General features: G+C 48.8%; 2 protein-coding genes. One reads left to right on the forward strand and one right to left on the reverse strand.

Translation table 11 applies throughout. The features are described from left to right. Nucleotides 1-239: 239 nt before the first annotated feature. Nucleotides 240-1,124: a LysR family transcriptional regulator gene (locus ABYT30_RS18540; RefSeq protein WP_373097996.1), complete on the reverse strand. Its 885-nt coding sequence runs from the start codon at nt 1,122-1,124 to the stop codon at nt 240-242. Nucleotides 1,125-1,243: 119 nt separating this feature from the next. On the opposite strand from ABYT30_RS18540, the gene ABYT30_RS18545 reads away from it, so the two are divergent. Next, nucleotides 1,244-1,984 carry a DUF4386 domain-containing protein gene (locus ABYT30_RS18545; RefSeq protein WP_373097998.1) on the forward strand — a complete coding sequence of 247 codons (741 nt, stop codon included), beginning with the start codon at nt 1,244-1,246 and terminating at the stop codon, nt 1,982-1,984. Nucleotides 1,985-2,320 lie beyond the last annotated feature (336 nt).

Below are 2,320 nucleotides of genomic sequence, written 5' to 3' on the forward strand. Positions count from 1 at the left end.
ACCGCTATATCTACAGCGCGGCAGCTGCCGGTTTGCTCACCGCTGATGAAGTACCGTACTTCAAAGAAAAAGTCCGGGCGAATAACAGATGGGAGCGGCGAAAACAGCCCCGTTAAAAATCCAGCCATTCACCCATTACCCTCGCTAACGGACGCTCAAAAAGCTAACGTGGGAGACGATTTTCGGCCAGGAACGGACGCTGAGCACATAACCGGTTCGCGTCAGTATATGGAGACTCTTTAGGAAAGTTCGGAGGCTAAATAGTCGAATACCATCCGAACTCGCCGGTTCGTTTTCAATTCGCGGTGTGCGACAAGCCACATAGCTGCAGTAAGCGGTTCAAGGCTGGGTAGCGCTCGGTCAACCAGCGGCTCGGCGTCGCCGATAACTTCCGGCATTACCCCGATTCCGACTCCATGTTTGACAAGCTCCCATTGGACTATGCGGTTTTCTGTCATTACCGGGAAGTTACGGGGCGTCAGCCTAAACCCACGTTCATTGAGCATGCTGATGAGACCGTCAGTATTATCGAACGCAATAAAATCGGCCTTGTTGAGACCATCTGGCGATGTAGGATTGCCAAGTTGGTGGAGATAACTTGTTGCGGCATAGAGATGTGCCACTACGTCGCCCAACTTTTTAGCGATCAAATCAGACTGAGTTGGCCGAAAGCTACGAATCGCTATGTCCGCCTCTCTTCGTTTCAGATCGCTTGCGCTATTCGACGCAATAAGTTCGACGTCGATACCTGGCTCCATCCGTCGCAGCTTCTGAACTATTGGTGGTAGCACGAACACGGCCATGACTTCAGTAGCGGTGATGCAAATATTTCCCTCTATAGAATTTGACTGACCTGAGGCTGATAGAGAGAGACGGCTCGCAGCATTGCCCATGGCGCGTACATGTTCAACTAATTCCAGCCCGCTAGGTGTTAATTCGAGTCCTCTTCCGCCCCGCTCGAACAAAGCAACGCCCAATTCTCGTTCGAGTGCTGTCACCTGCCGTCCCAAGGTTGGTTGAGTCATGTCAAGAGCGCGCGCCGCGGCCGATAAAGAGCCCTCTTCAGCGGTAACGAGAAAGGCTCGGGCACGGTTCCAGTCAAATTTTACAGATCGCCAGTCCATACAAATATGTATATGTGAAATGCATAATTCGCCATTCTAACTCGATTCTTGTATTGATAGAATCCTCGCACTTTTAGTTAACGGATCGTGTCATCCCAAAACCGATACCAGGAAACCTTATGCACAAAGCCTCCCTTTCAATTTCGCCCCGACAAGCCGCACTAATCGCTGGCTTGGGTTATCTTGCCGTATTTGTTTTCGTCACCCTCGCCAATTCACTTGCCCTCGAGAAAATTATTGTCGTCGGCGACGCGGCCACCACCGTCAACAATATCATGGCCTCCGAGCTGCTGTTTCGCGTGGGAATCGCCGGGTGGTTGGTGGTAATTATGTGCGATGCCCTAGTCGCTTGGGCACTCTATTTATTCTTGAAGCCCGTTAATAGTGACCTGGCGTTACTGGCAGCATGGATGCGGTTGTTGTTTGTTGCAATGTTTGCTGCCGGGCTACTGAATCTTTTCCCGGTGCTGGAGATTTTAAGCGAAGCTGAATACATGCAGGCATTCGAGCCAGACCAACTGGCCGCCCAGATCATGCCGTACTTGAGCGCGTACCAGCATGGGGTGCATGTTTCATTTATGGCGTTTGGATTGCATATTCTCCTGGTTGGTTATCTGGTATTCAAATCGGAAGACATGCCCAGAATATTAGGAGTTTTCCTGATGATAGCGGCGCTGGGCTATCAAATTGACAGCTTCGGTAATTTTCTCTCTTCGGCTTACGCTGCCAATAAGATCAACTTTATTATCTTCGTCGCTGTTCCGGCCTTGGTTTCCGAGGCTTGGTGGATGCTGTGGTTATTGGTAAAGGGAGGAAAAGGGCAAAAGCCTTTAATCAACAACAAGGCACTATCTTATTGAGGCTTAAAGGTAGTGTTCAAACATTTGTATAGTACCCGGGATTTCTCAAGCTACGCTTGCTCCTGTCAGTGAATGGGGCGTTAAACATTTCCTTGTCCGAATTGGGTCGTTTATCGTCGCTGATTCATTTAGTTGAGTGACTAATTTTTTCAAAGGAGACGCTCAGACCAGAGTGGTGAGCTTCGTAGTTCAGCCAACGACGGACTCTCGTCGCTAAGAAATAATTGTTCTTTCTATTTTCGCAATCAAATAGGATTTACAAGCAGAGCTGGCTATACCCGTTTCATCTTTGAAGATCATTTTCTGCAACTTAAAATAATTTATCCTTCAATAACT

It is taken from the genome of Zhongshania sp. (assembly GCF_041623545.1).
Classification (GTDB): Bacteria; Pseudomonadota; Gammaproteobacteria; order Pseudomonadales; family Spongiibacteraceae; genus Spongiibacter.